This is a genomic window from Faecalibacillus intestinalis, assembly GCF_003024685.1.
In the GTDB taxonomy this organism is placed as follows: Bacteria; Bacillota_I; Bacilli_A; order Erysipelotrichales; family Coprobacillaceae; genus Faecalibacillus; species Faecalibacillus intestinalis.
In genome coordinates this window covers 12442-30036 of the sequence record NZ_PYLQ01000004.1, presented here as the reverse complement: position 1 = coordinate 30036, position 17595 = coordinate 12442, and the positions used below count along the sequence as shown (strand labels likewise).

Sequence of the window (17595 nt, the reverse complement as noted above, 5' to 3'; positions counted from 1 at the left end):
TGTAAAAAAAGGGAGGAACTCCCTTTATTTTAATAATTTTTCAATATTTTCTACGACTCCATCAACAGTAAATCCATAAGATTGGATAACATCTTGTGCTGGAGCACTTTTACCAAATTCATCAATAGACATTGTTATACCATCTAAACCAACATATTTATGCCATCCAAATGAACTAGCCATTTCTACTGATAAACGTTTACGCATTGCATTTGGTAAAACAGCTTCTTTGTATTGTTCATCTTGTTGGTCAAAGAATTCTTGACATGGCATAGATACAACACGTACATCAATACCTTTTTCAAGAAGTACTTTTTTAGCTTTCATAGCTAAGTTAACTTCTGATCCAGATGCAATAATGATAGCATCTAAATGATTTTCTTCTTTACCAATAACATAAGCACCCTTGCTTACACCTTCAACAGAACTATTTTCCATTGTTTCTACATTTTGTCTTGTAAGAATAAGTGCTGTAGGGTTTTCAGTTGATTCAATCGCTAATTTCCATGCTGCTGCCATTTCTACGGCATCTCCTGGACGAATAACATGCATATTTGGAATTGATCTTAACATAGCAAACTGTTCAATTGGTTGATGAGTTGGTCCATCTTCACCAACTGCAATAGAATCATGAGATAATGGTAAAATAATTGGTAATTTCATTAAACAAGCCATTCTTACTGCTGCTTTGAAATAATCAGAGAATACTAAGAAACCACCAGATGAAACTTTTACACCTTTATGCAATGTCATACCATTCATAATAGCAACCATTGCAAACTCACGAATTCCAAATACTAAATTACGTCCATTATAATTTTCAACACTAAAGTCATCTTCATCTTTAATTTTTGTTTTTGTTGAACTAGCTAAGTCTGCAGTTCCCGATAAGAAAGTTGGATTTTGTTTAGCAACTTCTTGAATAACTTCTAATGAAGTATTTCTTGTAGCATCATTATGTCCTACAGGATAATTCTTTAAAAGTTCATCAATGTTTAAAGAATATTTACCAGCAATAGCATCTTCTAATTGTTTTGCTTCTGTTGGATATTGTTCTTTATACTCATTGAATAATTTATTCCATTTATTAAATTTAGATTTTCCTCTTTTAATTGTTTTCTTTTTAAAATCTTCATATACTTCTTCAGGTACATAGAATTCATCATGATCAAAACCATAAGATAATTTAGCGTTTTTACCATCTTCTTTACCTAATGGTGCACCATGAACTTTATTTGTTCCTTGATTTGCTGAACCAAATCCAATAACTGTATTTACAATAATTAAAGTTGGCTTGAATTGTTCTTTTTTACCTTTTTTAATAGCTTTATGAATTTCATTAATGTCATTTCCATCTTTAACTTCTAAAACTTGCCAATTACAAGCTTCATAACGTTTTTTTACATTTTCGCTAAATGACATTGATAAAGGTCCATCCAAAGTAACCTTATTTGCATCATATAAAACAATTAATTTACCTAATGATAAATGACCTGCAAGAGATGTCGCTTCATAAGTAACCCCTTCTTGCATATCGCCATCACCACATAAAACATATGTATAATGATCAATAATATCAAAGTTTTCTTTGTTATATTGACTTGCTAAAAATTTTTCAGCCATTGCCATTCCAGCTGCCATTGGAATACCTTGTCCTAATGGTCCACTTGAAGCATCAACACCATGTGTCATTTCAATTTCTGGATGCCCAGGTGTATGAGAATTCAATTGTCTAAAATTCTTTAGATCATCGATTGTAACATCAAACCCTGTCAAATGTAACATGCTATATAAAAGTGCAGAAGCATGTCCACTTGCTAAAACGAAACGATCTCTATTAATCCATTCAGCTTCTTTGTTATAAATGTTTAGTTCTTTATTAAACAATGTATATAAAGCAGGTGCTGATCCAAGAACCATTCCTGGATGTCCAGAATTTGCTTTATTGATTGTATCGATTCCTAAACTTCTAATTGTTGCGATTGATAAATTTGAAATATCCATTTACATTTTCTCCTATTTTTAAATAAGTCAAGACATATTATACACATTTTCTATAAAAATTAAATATCTTCTACTAGAATTCCTTAATTTTTTAATTTTTCTTGTTTTAATTTAAGCGGTGTTATATCATTTCCTTTTTCATCTACAACTTTAATTGCTTTTAATTGAGATTTAAATCCTTCTCTAAAAAGCTTAATATATTCTTTTCTCAATTTATCCTGTTCTTTTAATTCTTCAGGAGTAATTGTACCTTCTTTTTTCTTTTTAGCTAAAACATTTATTCTATCTATAAGTTTTTGATCTATTGCTGCCATTTTGATTTCTCCTTTTAAATAAAAAACTAGAGAGCTTTTAGATTATCCCTGTTACGTACAGGTGGGCACCTTTAAATAATTTTAGGATTCCTATTCAAAGATAGGCTTTCAACACCATTATTTAGATCAGGTTCCCGTATCTAATGTGTAGGAAATTTATTTACACTCTCTAGTCGCATTACATTATACCATAAATTATTTTTAAATATACCCCTTTATTTATCTTTTTTAACAATATAGCTTGAAGCATATTCCTTACTAAAGTATCTTTTTACTTCATTTATATCTGCCAATGTCATTTTACTTACATAATCTACTAAATCAAATGAACAAATTCCTTCAAAATAATAACGGCTAAAAGTATTCGCAATACTTTCTGGACTATTGTAACTATTGATGAAGTTTCCAATTGTTTTCCTTTTAATTCTTTCAAAGTCATCTTCTGCTATTTCTAAATCTTGAACATGATCTATAAAATTAAAAATTGTCTTTTGCAATAATTCATAATCATCTTGATCTCCACCCATTAAAATAAAAGCATAATCTCTTTCTTGCGTAAAACTTGCACTAAATGTTTCATTAATATACCCTTTTTCTAACCATTCGTTATATAACGAAGAACTTTTAGAAAAACATAAATCAAATAATAAATTTAAAGCTAATTCTCTTTTAATTTTATCTTGAGGATCATCCAGAATTTCATTAATTTTAATAGAAACAATCAATTTATTCATTTCAACTTGCATTGTATTAATTTGTTCTTTAACAGCTACTGATGTTGGTTCTTCTATTTTTAATCTTTGAATTACATTTTCAGATAAGAAATGCTTTTTATTTTGATTTTCTTTAATGACACCTATTAATTCTTCAGGATTAATATTACCTACAACAAAAAGCATCATATTATGTGGATGATAAAAAGTTTGATAACAAAGTTCCAACATATCTTTATACGTATTATTAACAGTTTCACAAGTTCCAGCAATATCAATCTTAACAGGATGTTTATGATACAAGTTGGCAATAGCTCCAAAATAAACACGCCAATCTGGGTCATCATCATACATTTTTATTTCTTGACAAATAATTCCTTTTTCTTTTTCTACGCTTTCGTCTGTAATATTTAGACTTTGTACAAAATCTAGTAAAAGTTCAACACAATCATTTTCATTTGTTGTCGTTGAAAATAAATAGGCCGTACGACTTGATGATGTAAATGCATTTGAACTTGCCCCAAGTTTAGCAAACTCATCAGCAGCATCCCCATTTTCCATATCAAACATTTTATGTTCTAAAAAATGAGCAATTCCGTCTTCGACTTTTATCATTTCTTTTTGTCCTAAGGGTACAAAAGTTGTATCAATCGATCCAAATCTTGTTGAAAATAAACCATATGTTTTTTCAAAACCAATTTTAGGTAACAAATATACTTCTAAACCATTTTCCAATTTTTCATGGAATAACGTTTCTTTTAAAGTTTGATAATATATTTTTTCCATTACTCATTTCTCCCCTTCAACAAAAATATTGTATCAAGTTCAATATTTTGACAAACATCTACAATATCTTGATAAGTAACATTTTCAATTTTTTCTAAATATTGTTCATTTGTTTCTTTTTTTCCCGTAATATCTCTATTGTATTGAACGGCAACTTGACTTAATGGCTCATCGTTTGTTTTTTTCATAGAATTTTTAATCATTAATTTTGCAGTATCAATATCATCTTGATCAAAGCAACCATCTTGCATTTCTTTTAATTGTTCTTTAATTAATTGAACGGTTTGATGATAATCTTTTCCTTCTATGCCAGCTGTAATGACCATCACTCCATTAAAAGCATCATAACTTGAAGAAATATAATAACATAATGAATTTTTCTCTCTAACAACTTTAAATAATTTAGATTGACTCATTCCACCAAAAATCGCATTAAATACTACAAAAGCATAATGATTTTGGTGAGTGTAATTTACTGATATACGATATCCCATATTAAGCTTAGCTTGTGTAACATCTTGCTTTTCTATGATTTCTAATAAATCTTTTCTATTTTTTTCAAATGAATATACACTTTCAAAAATTGAATTATTCTTTTCAAAAGATAAACAATTTTCAAAGACATGAACAATAGATTCATCTACATTTCCAACTACATAAATATGTTTTTGGTCATTTTTTATACATTCCTTAAAATACGAAAATAATTCTTCATTTTCAATTTTTTTTATATCTTCAATATTTCCATGAGAAGAAATTCCTAAACATGTCCCCTTTCCCATATATTCAAACATTTTTTCTAAACTATAATAAAATTTATCATCTTGATTATTAATAAGACGTTCAACCAATTCTTTTTTCTTTCTTTCAAACATTGTTTGATCAAAAGCCATTTTTGAGGCATTAGGTTTAAAGAAAATATCATTTAACAGTTGGATTTGCTGTTGAATAAGATCTTCTTTGTAAGGTAAATATTCTTGATTAATACAGATTGAATTAATATTAATAATATGACTCTTACCTTTAGTAACAACATTAGCTCCTAATTTCATGCCATACATGCTTTCTAAATATTTAGAAAGTTCTTGTGTTGATGGATATTTTTCTGTACCCGTAGTCAACATAAAAGATAGTAATGTTCTTTTAGCAACCGTTTTTTCATCTAGTGTATTTTGTAATTTTAATGAAATTGTAATATTTTTAAATTTATTTGTAGGGAGCAAATGTAAATCATACCCTGGCATTTTATAAACTTTTTCCATAATCATTTCCTTTCATTCTCATCTATTATACACAAATAATCAAAAAAATAAAAAAGTATTATTTCTTAAGAAACAATACTTTCAAATATTTTAACGTTTTGATTTATCATAAGGAATCCCCGAAGCCTTAGGAGCAGCAGAATTTTTAGAAGTAAACGCTAATAAAATCAATGTTGCTACATAAGGAATAAGTTTATAAACAACACTTGGGAAACCTAATGCTGATAAAAATGGAATTGCTGTATAAGTATATGCTAATGTCTTCATAATTCCAAAGAATAATGATACAGCAGCAATACGATATGGTTGCCAGTTACCAAAAATCATTCCTAAGCATAAAATACTTGCGAATAATTTTTTCATGTTCTTCTTCCTCCATTTAATTTTCCTCTACAATTGTAGCATTAAAAAAAACATTTGAAAACAATTAACATAATAAAAAAACGGTAAATACCGTTTTTAAATTTCTTCTTCATTATATCCACGTACATATACTTCACGTGGTTTAGATCCAATTTGTGGACCTATAATACCATCCGCTTCTAATTGATCAATAATTCTGGCTGCTTTGTTATAGCCTATTCTAAATTGTCTTTGTAAAAGTGATGTGCTCGCTTTTTGTGCTTGAATAACAAATGCTCTGCACATTTCATACTCTTCATCTTCTTGTTCTTCTTTAGAAGCAGCTACTGCAGAAATTGGTTTCACATTTGTGTATCTTTCATCATATGAGGCTTCTTGTTGTTTCGTTGTATAATAAGTGATTGCTTCCACTTCACTATCATCAACATAAGCTCCTTGCACACGAATCGGCGAATTCAATCCCATTGGTAAAAAAAGCATATCTCCTTTTCCTAAAAGTTTCTCTGCGCCTGTACAATCAAGAATCGTTCTAGAATCAATACTTGAAGAAACAGCAAAAGCAATTCTTGATGGAATATTAGCCTTAATAACACCTGTAATAATATCTGTTGATGGTCTTTGTGTAGCTACAATTAAATGAATCCCAGCCGCACGTGCTAATTGAGCTATACGCATAATACAATCTTCAACATCTTTACTAGCTACCATCATTAAATCTGCAACTTCATCAAGGATTACTACAATATATGGAAGTTTTTCTAATTGATGTCCCGCATCATTTTCTTGATTTTTCTTTTCAACATATTGATTATACGTTTCAATTTTTCTAACATTTGCCCCTGCAAATAAATCATAGCGTCTTTCCATTTCCGAAACAGTTTCTCTTAAAGTGGCGGCTGCTTTTTTAGGATCAGTAACGACCGGTGCTAATAAATGAGGAACCCCATTATAATTGGATAACTCAACCTTTTTAGGATCAACTAAAATAAGTTTGACCTCATCCGGTTTCGCACGCATTAATATGCTGCTAATAATCGTATTAACACATACAGATTTACCTGAACCTGTTGCCCCAGCAATAAGTAAATGAGGCATTTTATTAAGCTCTGCATAAATGACTTGACCATTAACATCCTTTCCTAAAGGAACAACAAGTTTATTGTCTTTATATTTATCAGGAATGTTTTTAAATACCTCTTTAAAAGAAACCATTGATGATACTAAATTAGGTATTTCAACACCAACCGCTGGTTTTCCAGGAATAGGCGCTTCAATACGAATATCTTTAGCTGCTAAAGCTAATTTAATATCATCTTGTAAAGACATTATTTTATTGACTCTTGTCCCCGTTTCTAATTTTAATTCATATTTTGTAATTGAAGGACCAATAGAAATATTATTAATAGAAGCATGAACTCCAAATTCATTTAAAACAGCTGTTAATCTTTCAGCACTTTCTACAGCATGATTTTTATTTTCACCTTGTTTTTTATTAACCACATTATGTAAAAGAGATAACGGTGGTAAATGATAATTTTTATTTGTATTATGCTCTATGACTGGTTCTTCAATTTGTGATTGATCATTTTGAACTAATTCTTCATCCACCGATGGAATAGGTGGCTCTTTATCAACAATTTCTATTTCTTGATGTTCATCATTAAAAGTAAAAGCTTGTGGCAAAGTCACATCTTCTTTCGCTATTTCTTCAAATATAGTCGTTGGGGTTTCATCATCTTCGAAAATAGCATCATCAAAAAAAGTTGTCTTATTTTGTTTTTTCTTAAAGAAATTTCCAAAATAATTTGAATGCTGTTTTAAAGAATCTTTTGTTTTATTAAAATTATTTTTTGCTCTTTTTTGAATTTCTTTTTTGTGTTCAAAATAAAACTTACTTCCTAATAAAATAATTCCTGTTACAACAATAAAAACCGCTGCAATGATTGCTCCCATATAATCAAACAATGCACTTAAAAAGCCATATAAAACTGCCCCCAATAATCCTCCTCTATTTAAAGGAGCTTGATTAAAATAAGACTGTATGACTTTTATCCCTGTAAGTGATGGCGTAGCAGAAATAAATAAAGTTAAACCTATAAAGAGCAAATAGAGACCTACCGCCTTAGGACCATTAAATTTAGGAAAATCCGCCTTAACAACAATATATCCTAATAAAAGAATACAAGTAAGATAAATAATCCCATTTAAATTCCCAAATACATACATAAAAACATAATTCAAGTGGTCTCCAATCACTCCTAATTGCATAGCAGCAATAATTACTAAAAAAATGAAAAATAAACAAATAATTCTTAATTTTAATTCTTCACTCACTTGTTCTTGCTTACTTTTTCTTTTTCTTGCGGTCTTAGCCATCATATCACCTCTTTACATATCATATTTAAAAAACAAAACAAAAGCAAGATATTCCTTGCTTTTATAATTCTATAATTACTGGTAAAATGACAGGTCTTTTGCCAGTCTCTTTGATAATATATTTGTTCACTTTATCTTTAATATTTTGACGTACATCTCTAATATCTTCTTCCGTCTTATTTTTATAAGACTCTAACTCAGTTTCAGCGATATTCATAATTCCTTTTACAATATTTTCTGAATCCTTTAAGTAAATAAAACCTCTTGTTTGTACATCTGTATTGGCAACAATTTCTCTTGTTTTACCATCAATTGTCATACCAATAATAACAACACCATCATTTTGTAATTGATTTCGGTCATCAATAACTTTAACACCAACATCACCAATTCCAAGACCATCAATCATCACATCTTCAATTGTAATAGAATCTCGATAACTTTGTAATTTTCCATCTTTAAAAGTAATCATTTCTCCATTATCAACAATAGCAATATGATCATCATTTATATTCATTTTTTTAGCAACATCACTTGCAGCAATAAAATGTTGATATTCTCCTTTGATTGGTACGAAATATTTTGGATTTAAAATTTGAATCAATACTTTAATATCCTCTTCACTTGCATGCATGGATTGCAATTCTTTGTTTTTCAAAACATGAATATGTGTATCAGTTTTATAAAGTTCATTGATTGCTCTATTAGCTATTTTTTCAGTCCCTGGTAAAACAGGTGAAGCTACAATAAATGTATCACTATCTTGTAATTTAAGCTTATCATCTCCTCCATCGATAATATCTAAAATATCATGATAGATACGACGAGGACCACCACTTAATAAAACAACCAATTTATCATTATCTTTATTTTTTTGAATATCATTATTATCACCAATACAAGCTGGATGAATATCCAAGATTGGTTTTTTCTTATTTTTAGCAATTCTCATTAAAGAATTGGTATTATCATATTTATCTCTTCCATAGAAACAAATCTTACGATTATATTTTTTAGCTAGTTGAGCAATTTCTTGAGTTCTAAAAGCATTTTGTGCATAACTTGAAATAATAATACGTCCTGAAGCATCTTCAAAAATACTTTCTATTTTAGCAGTTAACTTATGATTAGGAGAAGTATAGCCATCATTTTTTGAATATGATGATTCACAAAGTAAAGCTAAAACTCCTTTTTTACCAATTTCCATCATCTTTTGAATATTACATCTAAATCTTTCAGGCGCTCCAAAATCAATAATAAATTCACTACTATAGACAATATAACCATAATCTGTTAAAAATGCTAACCCTACACTTCCAGGAATAGAATGCGTAATTGGGAAAAAGTCCACTTCAACTCCAGCAACTTTAATCGTTGCATTCATATTTACTCTTTTGATTTTATATTTATATGAAACATGAGAATGTCTCATATATCTTTGTAATAATTGATCAATTAAATCAGCTGTAAGATCTGTTGTATAAATAGGAACATTCACTTCTTGTAATAAATAAGGAAGTGCTCCCATTACATCATCATGACCATGCGTAATAAATATAGCTTTAATTTTATCTTTATTATCTTTTAAATAATCAAAATTAGGAATAATAACATCCACTCCTAATTTATCTACTTCTGGAAAACGATAACCTGCATCAATAATAAACCAATTATCATCTATTTCTAAGCAGTACATGCTTTTACCGTTTTCAGCTTGACCACCAATTGGCATCAATTTTATAATACTTTTTTTCATTATTTCCTCCTTAATTATATCTTCTTACACTCACTTTGCTATTATTCTAACAAATTATTAACAAAAGAAAAAGTATCATTTACTCTTTCTTCATTAAAAATAAAGGCTGAATTTGTTTATCAACCAATGCATTGATCATCGTTTGAATAATTAAATCTCGCCGTGCAATCAAACTATTTGGTTTCTTGATTACATCATCTTGATACATTGGCACCAAATAAAAATGCTTTGTATTAAAAATCTTCATCATATTCATTCCGCTTGTTGAAAGTAAGTCATTACTACATAAACCAAGAACGATATTGTGTTGATTTCTAAGTGTTGATTTAACAGCCATTGTCACCGCATTATCATTGATTCCATGTGCCATTTTAGCTAATGTATTGGCACTGCATGGATAAACTACCATTAAATCCAAGGGTATTTGTGGCCCAAAAATTTCTGCTTCAACAACTGAACAAATAACCTTCTTTTCAATAATTTTTTCAACTTCTATAATTAACTGATTCGCCTTAAAAAACCGTGTATCACAAGAATTCACTTGATCACTTATAAAAACATAAATATCTACAGGATATTTTTTTAGTTCCTTTAAAAATCTCAAACAATTACTTAACGAACAAAAAGAGCCTGTAATCCCAACCCCTATTTTCATTCCATTAAACATGTCTCATCACTCCGTGAATATATTGAAACATCAATAATGCCGATTCATATGGAAAATACAAATTAGGTATATTTCTTAGTGATTGATAATCTTTTCCCTCAACTGTTTGTGCCAAATCATAAATTTGTTTATATTTTAATTTTTTATAATTGATTTTACAAACAGGAATCGTATTAATAATTAAATCATACTTTCCTGATAAAGCATTTAAATCCAAATGATGATAGATTTGTTTTATTTCATCTAAATCCTTGTTATTTCGATTACAAATTGTAATATCATAATTACTTTTTAAAATATTTGCAAGCTGTTTTGCTAAATCTCCATAGCCTAAAATAAGTATATTATTATAATGTGCTTTATCTTGTATTATTTTTAAATAGAGTCCCATTGCTGTTAAAGTATTATTTAAATGTTTAAAAACTTTATCTTTATTAATAATATATTTTGTATTTATATTATTAAGAGAAAACGTATTGTCATGATCTATCTTTTGATTTTTAACAACATAAAAATCAAGGTTTTGTGATTGTTTATCATTTATTTGATAACCATGACTTAAAAAAATATCTTTTAAAAATTGTGTTCTTTGATCATATACTTCAATAAACCCTTTCATATGCCACCTCATTATACTATATGAAAGGGTTTGATAAATGTGAAATTAGCTCGCTTTATTTTTAATTTGTGATGTCATCAAAGCTATAATTTCTTCTACTTTTGGACTAATAACATTTACAGCTGACATGATCATCTCTTTTTCGTTTTGATAATCATGACATAAAAACGCATACTCACATTTTAGATGAAATAAACATTGTTCCTTTTCATTAACAGTCGTTAGAAACATTAAATTGATTGCATTACTATCGCAAATTTTGTAAGAAACAGACATGACTGCCCGAATATCTTCTAAATTACGAATAACACTGTCTTTTTCAGCATTTAAGTGTACACTTAATAAATGAATTTGTGATATACTGTTTTCCATATTTATTTTACCTCCTTCACTATATATATTGTTATTTTTTTAGGTTTTTTCTTTTTATTTTTTTAGAAATGAGGAATTTTATGCAAATTATTACACTTATTTATTCAATCATCTTATTATTTTTTTATCATCCACTTTATCAAAACTACACAAGTTTAATGAATACATCATTTTCTTTTTTTTATTACATTTGGTGTGTTTTATTAACTCTTTCTTTATGCTTAACCTTTTTTAAAGTAACTTCTTTAAAAAAATTCATTATTTTTCTTTCTCTGTTCTTTTTTATTGGATTAATTTTACCCTATCATAAAAATTATCCAATCTTTTCAACTTTACATGTTTTTATTCCTTTATCTTGCATTATCATTGCACTTTTATTCTTAGCATATCTTATTAAAAATAAACAAAAAAGTGAGCCAATTTTAGCTCACAAAATTTATTTATGGTTTTCCTACGGTCTTTCAATCATTGCCATGTTCATTATTTTCTTTTCTCAAATCAATGGTCTTATCGAAATTAGCGTCTTACTATTTATCAATTTTATTCTTTATGTGCTTCAACGTTCATAAGATATTCATATTGCATACCTTGTCTTAAGTTTGATGAATCGTACCCTAAACTTTCTAAAATAGTATATCCAAATTCTAAGGCAGCCGCTGGTCCTTTACCTGTAATAATATAATCATCTTTTTGAACAATAGCTTCTTGATAATTAGCTCCGGTAAGTTGTGTTTCAAAACCTGGAGAACAAGTACAGATTTTATCTTTTAAAATACCTGCTTTAGCTAAAACAATTGGTCCTGCACAAATAGCAGCAATCAATTTATGTTCCTGATTGAATTGTTGAACAATTTCAATAACACGTGCATCATCTCTTAAATTTGTTGCTCCAGGTAAACCACCAGGAATAACAATTCCATCATATTCTTTGATTTGATCATTAAAAACACAATCCATTTGAATTGTAATTTGATGAGAACTTGTCACCTTTAAATCATCCATCCCTACTAAATCAACATGAACATTTGCTCTTCTTAAAACATCAACTGGTGTCAATGCTTCGATTTCTTCAAATCCATCTTTACATAATACAGCTATTTTTTTCATAAACACTCCTCTTTTCTTTTAAAGATATTTTATCATGAAAACCAAAAAATAAAAGAATGAAATACATTGTATGGGATTTCAAAATATATTATAATGTTGCATAGATGTAAAAATCACCCTTGGAGGTTTTATGAAAAAAATTGTTATTGGTATAACAGGAAGTATTGCAGCATATAAAACATGTGAACTTATTTCCCGTTTAAAAAAGAAAAATTATAATATTGAAGTTATTATGACAAAAAATGCAGCTCAATTTGTAACACCACTTACCTTTGGAACACTTATTCATAAACCTGTTTTAATTGATGATTTTGATGAAACAGGTTATCAAATTAAACACATTAACATTGTTAAGGATGCTGATTGTTTTATTATTGTTCCAGCAACTGCAAATATTATTGCCAAAGTTGCTCATGGTTTAGCAGACGATGTTTTATCTTCCGCCTTTTTAGCAGCAACATGTCCAAAAATCATTGCTCCTGCAATGAATGTACACATGTATGAAAATACTGCAACTCAAAAAAATCTTGATATTTGTAAATCTTATCATATTAAGATTGTGGAACCTGAAATTGGTGAACTCGCATGTGGTTATCAAGGAAGAGGACATTTAAGTGATATTGAAGATTTACTTGATGCTATTGAATATGCGACATATCCTCATCCATTAGCTGGAAAGCATGTTCTTATTACCGCTGGTCCTACTCAAGAGCCACTTGATCCAGTGAGATTTATTTCTAATCATTCAAGTGGAAAGATGGGCTATGCACTAGCAAAAGTTGCTCGTCAATTAGGAGCTCATGTCACGTTGATTAGTGGTCCATCATCTCAAAGAGCTCCTTACGAAGTAGATGTAATCAAAATTCAAAGTGCACAAGGTATGTTTAAACAAGTATTAAGTTATTTTGATTTTCAAGATTATGTTATCATGTCTGCTGCTGTTGGTGACTATCGGCCTTTAGAATATAGCGATCAAAAAATAAAGAAAAAAGCTGACGAATTTTATTTAAAATTAGGAAAAAACGAAGATATTTTATCTTATATTGGAAAACATAAAACAAAACAAACTATTTGTGGGTTTGCTATGGAAACAGAAAACGTTATTGAAAATGCTCAAAATAAGTTTTTTAAGAAGAATTGTGATTTATTAGTTGTTAATGATTTATTTGAAGATGGTGCTGGGTTTAAAACTGATACAAATAAAGTTGCTTTAATTACAAAAAACTTTGTTGATTATTTAGATTTAATGAGCAAAGAAAATCTAGCGCATATTATTTTAGAAAAATTAATGAAAGTTAAAGGAGAATAACAATGCTAGTAGTTGTAGATATGGGAAACACAAATATTACAATGGGACTTTTTAAAGATGATCAGCTTATTGGCAATTATCGTTTAACGACTAAATTGCAAAGGACATCAGACGAATATGGTTTTATGATTCTTGCTTTTTTAAGTGCCTATAATGTAACCGTTGAAGATATAAAAGATGTTATTATTTCTAGTGTCGTTCCTAAAATCATGTATTCTTTTACAAATTCTATTCGTAAATATTTCCACAAAGAACCTATTATTGTTGGTCCAGGAATTAAAACAGGCATTTCTGTAAAATATGATAACCCTAAATCTTTAGGAAGTGATCGTATTGTTGATGCTGTTGGTGCCTACTATAGTCACCATTGTGCTTGTTTAGTAATTGATTTTGGCACTGCTACGACATTTGATGTTATTTCTTCAAAAGGTGAATTTATGGGTGGTGCAATTGCTCCTGGTATTGGTATTTCTGCAGAAATGTTATCTAATCGTGCTGCTCAACTACCTGAAGTAGCAATAAAAAAACCACAACATATTATTGGTAAAAATACTGTTGAAGGTATGCAATCAGGGGTTGTTTATGGTTATATTGGTTTAACAGAGAAACTGATTGAAGAAATTAAAAGCCAATATCCTGAACCATTAAAAGTCGTTTCTACAGGTGGTCTAGGTAGAATGATCTATCAAGAAACAAATTTGATTGATGCCTATGATAAAGATCTTACATTCAAAGGTTTAAAAATTATATATGATATGCAAAAAAGGGATTAAATAAAATCCCTTTTTAATTCGTTTTTTAAATAAAAATGTATTGTTTGTTGTCCATCTACATACAAAATAACAATTTCTTGAAGATTAATTCCATGAACTTTCATAATTTGTTCTAACCACTTTTGGTTATGATGAATCAATTCTAAATTTTCATAAATAATCGTTCCTTGTAAAATAAGAATTGTTGGTATAAATTCTTTTTGAACTTCTTGATGTAGATCACCTAATTTTAAAGGCCTTGACGATGTCTTGGGATAAAAAGTAAATTTCCCATTTGTTTCTAAAATAATTTTATCTAACTCATTAAGCTCAAAATAACCATTCATTCTGCAATTCATCAACAATTCATTCAAATCAATTTTTGCTTTATCCAAACTTTTTAAATATATCTTATCATTTTCAAATAAAACAACAGGTTTTCCTTCAACAAAAAAACGAAAATTTAAATACCTTTTTGTTAAAACAGAAACACCCCAAGTAAAAACACCATAAACAATCATTCCAATCAACGGCTTTAAAATATCATTAAAACTTCCCATAACCATTTCAGCAGCAATAGAACCAATTGTAATTCCAATTATATAATCATATAAAGATAACTCTGTTACTTGCCTATAGCCCATTAATTTCGTTAGTAAAAACAAAACAATCAAAGAAATTAAGGGCAAAACAAAATATTCAAGCAAATTCATTTTAATCACCCTTTTAAGTATGGACAAAATAAAAAAAAGAAGTCAAAATTATGACTTCTTATACAAAATTCTCATTGAGTTACAAATAGCAATTAAAGTAACACCTACATCAGCGAAAACACCCATCCACATATTTGTAAGTCCAAACAAAGTAAGAACTAAAACTCCAATTTTAATTAATAACGTAAAAGTAACATTTTCTTTTAAAATAAAGTTTGTATAATGAGAAACTTGAATGGCTTTAGCAATTGAAGTAATATCGTCACTCATTAAAACAACATCCGCAGCTTCAATAGCTACATCACTACCAACGCCACCCATCGCAATACCAATATCACTTCTAGCAAGAACAGGCGCATCATTAATACCATCACCAACAAAAGCTACGACATGATCATTACCCATTAATTTTTCTAATTGTGTAACTTTATTTTGTGGTAATAAATCACTATATACTTGATCAATTCCTATTTTAGAAGCAATATCATGAGCAACAGTTGCATGATCTCCTGTAAGCATAACCGTATTTAAAACATGTGCCTTCTTTAAGTCTTGAATACCTGGCATTGTAGATTCTTTAATAACATCTGCAACAACGATATGTCCTAAATATTGTTTTTGACATGCTATATGAACAATTGTTCCAACAGATTGAGGTTGACTCACTTCAATACCTAATTCATGAAAATATTTTTCATTTCCTAATTCATATTGTTTTTGATCAATAACAACAGAAAGACCTTTTCCAGCGATTTCTTTAAAATCTTCTATTCTTGTACTATCGATTTCTTTATTATAAGCTTTAACAATACTTCTAGCAATTGGATGATTTGACATATATTCACCATATGCACCAATTTCTAATAAATAATCATCTGAAATTTCAACAACTTCAAATTCACCTTTAGTAAGTGTTCCTGTTTTATCAAAAACAACAGTATCAATATCTTTTAATAATTCTAAATAGTTTCCACCCTTAACTAAAACACCTAAAGCACTCGCTTTACCAATACCAGCATATAAACCTAAAGGTACTGAAATAACAAGTGCACATGGACAAGAAACAACTAAGAATGTACATGCACGATAAAGCCAATCATAGAAATTTTGATTTGGTAAAATAATCATCGGAACAATTAATAATAAAACAGCAAGTCCCACAACAGTTGGTGTATAAACTTTTGCAAAACGGGTAATAAATTTTTCAATTTTAGCTTTTTTACTTGCAGAATTTTCAACAAGATCAATAATACGACTTACAGTACTATCCGCATAAGGTTTTGTTACTTCAATATAAATAACATCATTTAAATTGACAACTCCTGATAAAACCTCATCTCCTACTTCAACACTTCTAGGGACTGATTCACCTGTTAAACTTGCAGTATCTAACATACTGTTTCCTTTAATAACTTTACCATCCAACGGTACTTTTTCTCCAACTTTAACAACAATTGTATCTCCTACTTGTACTTCTTCAGGAGTTACTTGAATCATTTGATCATCTTTTACAATTGTAGCATATTCACTTTTAATATCCATTAAAGAAGAAATAGATGATCTTGTCTTATTAACAGCATATCCTTGGAAAATTTCACCAATAGCATAAAATAGCATAACCGCAATTGCTTCACTGTAATCACCTAAAGCAATCGCTCCAAAAGTTGCTAAACACATCAAGAAATTTTCATCCAAAAAGTCTTTTCTACCAATATTTTTAATTGCTTTTAAAATGACTTTATAACCAATTAATAAATAAGCAAACAAATATAAGAAAGTAGCAAAACCACCTGCAAAAAAATGTGCCCCTATAAAAATAATAACACCTTCAACCAATTCCATATTTTCTTTTAAATCAAATAATTTTGGTTTACTATATTTTTTTTGATTATCTTCCTTTGATAAAACAACTCCTTCTTCAACAGAGTCAACAACAGCTTGTAACTTTTCCATTAAAGAATCATCGTTTTTTACTTTAACCATTAACTTTTGAGTAGAAAAATTAACAACTGCATCTTCAATGTAAGATTGTTTTTTTATCTCAGCTTCTACTTTACTTGCACAGTTTGCACAATCCAAACCAACTATATTAAATTTGATTGAATTAGCCAATTCACGATGATCTTCCACATGTTCATGATGTTGCCCACATCCACATTCATCGTGATGATGTTCATGTTCATGATGGTGTCCACATTCATCGTGATGATGTTCATGTTCATGATGGTGTCCGCATCCACATTCATCGTGATGATGTGTTTTGTTTGTAGAGAGGTTATCAATTGTTACTTCATCTTCAATGGATTGCATAAAATAAAGCAGCTCATTATCATTAATTTCTTGATTACTTTCAAAAGTCATCATGCCTGTTGCAAAAGAAATTACACAATCATTAATCTCTTCTTTTTTATTTAAAGCATCTTCTAATTTTTGTGTGCAATTAGCACAATCAAGGCCATTAACCTTATATTTATATTTCATA

At 28.9% G+C, this 17595-nt stretch carries 15 protein-coding genes and 1 other RNA gene; 2 read left to right on the top strand and 14 right to left on the bottom strand.

Annotated features, from left to right (window positions below):
- Window positions 1–24: 24 nt before the first annotated feature.
- The 12 genes from tkt to C7U54_RS04175 all read right to left on the bottom strand — a co-directional run bounded on the left by tkt (window position 25) and on the right by C7U54_RS04175 (window position 12339).
- Complete coding sequence (gene tkt / locus C7U54_RS04235; protein ID WP_107029429.1) at window positions 25–2004, bottom strand: transketolase; 1980 nt, start codon at window positions 2002–2004, stop codon at window positions 25–27.
- Window positions 2005–2087: 83 nt separating this feature from the next.
- Window positions 2088–2318 carry a DUF896 domain-containing protein gene (locus C7U54_RS04230; protein WP_022001281.1) on the bottom strand — a complete coding sequence of 77 codons (231 nt, stop codon included), beginning with the start codon at window positions 2316–2318 and terminating at the stop codon, window positions 2088–2090.
- A gap of 19 nt (window positions 2319–2337) precedes the next feature.
- Window positions 2338–2497: non-coding RNA, 6S RNA (gene ssrS / locus C7U54_RS04225), on the bottom strand.
- A 36-nt stretch (window positions 2498–2533) separates the two neighbouring features.
- Complete coding sequence (gene yfmH, locus C7U54_RS04220; RefSeq protein ID WP_107029428.1) at window positions 2534–3817, bottom strand: EF-P 5-aminopentanol modification-associated protein YfmH; 1284 nt, start codon at window positions 3815–3817, stop codon at window positions 2534–2536.
- Window positions 3817–5079 carry an EF-P 5-aminopentanol modification-associated protein YfmF gene (gene yfmF, locus C7U54_RS04215; protein WP_107029427.1) on the bottom strand — a complete coding sequence of 421 codons (1263 nt, stop codon included), beginning with the start codon at window positions 5077–5079 and terminating at the stop codon, window positions 3817–3819. The genes yfmH and yfmF overlap by 1 nt, the downstream gene beginning before the upstream one ends.
- Window positions 5080–5169: 90 nt before the next feature.
- Entirely contained in the window at window positions 5170–5442 is a 273-nt protein-coding gene (locus C7U54_RS04210; RefSeq protein ID WP_193448607.1) for a hypothetical protein, read from the bottom strand.
- Between the two features lie 96 nt (window positions 5443–5538).
- The gene (locus C7U54_RS04205; RefSeq protein WP_107029426.1) at window positions 5539–7818 is read right to left on the bottom strand and encodes an FtsK/SpoIIIE family DNA translocase; all 2280 of its coding nucleotides are present in this window, start codon (window positions 7816–7818) and stop codon (window positions 5539–5541) included.
- 61 nt (window positions 7819–7879) lie between these two features.
- Window positions 7880–9574, bottom strand: a complete 1695-nt coding sequence (locus C7U54_RS04200; RefSeq protein ID WP_107029425.1) for a ribonuclease J — start codon at window positions 9572–9574, stop codon at window positions 7880–7882.
- 79 nt (window positions 9575–9653) lie between these two features.
- Entirely contained in the window at window positions 9654–10241 is a 588-nt protein-coding gene (locus C7U54_RS04195; RefSeq protein WP_022001290.1) for a dipicolinate synthase subunit B, read from the bottom strand.
- Entirely contained in the window at window positions 10234–10860 is a 627-nt protein-coding gene (locus C7U54_RS04190) for a putative dipicolinate synthase subunit A (protein ID WP_022001291.1), read from the bottom strand. Before C7U54_RS04190 ends, C7U54_RS04195 begins: the two co-directional genes overlap by 8 nt.
- A 45-nt stretch (window positions 10861–10905) precedes the next feature.
- Complete coding sequence (locus C7U54_RS04185; RefSeq protein ID WP_022001292.1) at window positions 10906–11232, bottom strand: hypothetical protein; 327 nt, start codon at window positions 11230–11232, stop codon at window positions 10906–10908.
- A gap of 540 nt (window positions 11233–11772) precedes the next feature.
- The gene (locus tag C7U54_RS04175; RefSeq protein ID WP_107029424.1) at window positions 11773–12339 is read right to left on the bottom strand and encodes a DJ-1 family glyoxalase III; all 567 of its coding nucleotides are present in this window, start codon (window positions 12337–12339) and stop codon (window positions 11773–11775) included.
- A 130-nt stretch (window positions 12340–12469) separates the two neighbouring features.
- On the opposite strand from C7U54_RS04175, the gene coaBC reads away from it, so the two are divergent.
- Complete coding sequence (coaBC, locus tag C7U54_RS04170; protein WP_107029423.1) at window positions 12470–13648, top strand: bifunctional phosphopantothenoylcysteine decarboxylase/phosphopantothenate--cysteine ligase CoaBC; 1179 nt, start codon at window positions 12470–12472, stop codon at window positions 13646–13648.
- Between the two features lie 2 nt (window positions 13649–13650).
- Window positions 13651–14421 (top strand): type III pantothenate kinase, encoded by a 771-nt coding sequence (locus C7U54_RS04165; protein WP_032090027.1) that lies wholly within the window; start codon window positions 13651–13653, stop codon window positions 14419–14421.
- Here the strand turns inward: C7U54_RS04165 and C7U54_RS04160 are convergent.
- Together C7U54_RS04160 and C7U54_RS04155 are read right to left on the bottom strand one after the other, a co-directional pair.
- Window positions 14418–15113 (bottom strand): DUF421 domain-containing protein, encoded by a 696-nt coding sequence (locus C7U54_RS04160; RefSeq protein WP_022001297.1) that lies wholly within the window; start codon window positions 15111–15113, stop codon window positions 14418–14420. The genes C7U54_RS04165 and C7U54_RS04160 overlap by 4 nt on opposite strands.
- 48 nt (window positions 15114–15161) lie before the next feature.
- A complete protein-coding gene (locus tag C7U54_RS04155; protein WP_107029422.1) occupies window positions 15162–17594 on the bottom strand; it encodes a heavy metal translocating P-type ATPase in 2433 nt (810 codons plus the stop codon).
- Window position 17595 lies beyond the last annotated feature (1 nt).

What these genes read in the sequence shown, in the direction of transcription:
- tkt (WP_107029429.1), bottom strand. Translation starts at nt 2,004, where the DNA reads ATGGATATTTCAAATTTATCAATCGCAACAATTAGAAGTTTAGGAATC.
- C7U54_RS04230 (WP_022001281.1), bottom strand. Translation starts at nt 2,318, where the DNA reads ATGGCAGCAATAGATCAAAAACTTATAGATAGAATAAATGTTTTAGCT.
- yfmH (WP_107029428.1), bottom strand. Translation starts at nt 3,817, where the DNA reads ATGGAAAAAATATATTATCAAACTTTAAAAGAAACGTTATTCCATGAA.
- yfmF (WP_107029427.1), bottom strand. Translation starts at nt 5,079, where the DNA reads ATGGAAAAAGTTTATAAAATGCCAGGGTATGATTTACATTTGCTCCCT.
- C7U54_RS04210 (WP_193448607.1), bottom strand. Translation starts at nt 5,442, where the DNA reads ATGAAAAAATTATTCGCAAGTATTTTATGCTTAGGAATGATTTTTGGT.
- C7U54_RS04205 (WP_107029426.1), bottom strand. Translation starts at nt 7,818, where the DNA reads ATGGCTAAGACCGCAAGAAAAAGAAAAAGTAAGCAAGAACAAGTGAGT.
- C7U54_RS04200 (WP_107029425.1), bottom strand. Translation starts at nt 9,574, where the DNA reads ATGAAAAAAAGTATTATAAAATTGATGCCAATTGGTGGTCAAGCTGAA.
- C7U54_RS04195 (WP_022001290.1), bottom strand. Translation starts at nt 10,241, where the DNA reads ATGTTTAATGGAATGAAAATAGGGGTTGGGATTACAGGCTCTTTTTGT.
- C7U54_RS04190 (WP_022001291.1), bottom strand. Translation starts at nt 10,860, where the DNA reads ATGAAAGGGTTTATTGAAGTATATGATCAAAGAACACAATTTTTAAAA.
- C7U54_RS04185 (WP_022001292.1), bottom strand. Translation starts at nt 11,232, where the DNA reads ATGGAAAACAGTATATCACAAATTCATTTATTAAGTGTACACTTAAAT.
- C7U54_RS04175 (WP_107029424.1), bottom strand. Translation starts at nt 12,339, where the DNA reads ATGAAAAAAATAGCTGTATTATGTAAAGATGGATTTGAAGAAATCGAA.
- coaBC (WP_107029423.1), top strand. Translation starts at nt 12,470, where the DNA reads ATGAAAAAAATTGTTATTGGTATAACAGGAAGTATTGCAGCATATAAA.
- C7U54_RS04165 (WP_032090027.1), top strand. Translation starts at nt 13,651, where the DNA reads ATGCTAGTAGTTGTAGATATGGGAAACACAAATATTACAATGGGACTT.
- C7U54_RS04160 (WP_022001297.1), bottom strand. Translation starts at nt 15,113, where the DNA reads ATGAATTTGCTTGAATATTTTGTTTTGCCCTTAATTTCTTTGATTGTT.
- C7U54_RS04155 (WP_107029422.1), bottom strand. Translation starts at nt 17,594, where the DNA reads ATGAAATATAAATATAAGGTTAATGGCCTTGATTGTGCTAATTGCACA.